Source organism: Fructilactobacillus sp. X2R5C2 (assembly GCF_059901375.1).
In genome coordinates this window covers 1-233 of sequence record NZ_JBWXUX010000055.1, presented here as the reverse complement: position 1 = coordinate 233, position 233 = coordinate 1, and the positions used below count along the sequence as shown (strand labels likewise).

General features: G+C 24.0%; 1 pseudogene. It reads right to left on the bottom strand.

The window, feature by feature from the left end:
- A pseudogene (locus AC6UD2_RS06910) lies at nucleotides 1-204 on the bottom strand (glycosyltransferase); the annotation flags it as partial.
- Nucleotides 205-233 lie beyond the last annotated feature (29 nt).

Sequence of the window (233 nt, the reverse complement as noted above, 5' to 3'; positions counted from 1 at the left end):
ATTATATATAATCTGAATATTTTTAGGATCTACACCATTTTTAATCAATTCATTTTTAATTCCAGATGAAATCACTAAATGATAATCTGCCATAGCAACTCGCTTGACATTACTTTGAACAGATTTATTTCCTAACGAAAAATGCATCCAAGAAATTATTTTAAAATGCTTATTTAATATTTTTCTAATATAATAAGCAATCATTATCATGGTCTGATTGGTAATTATTAAAG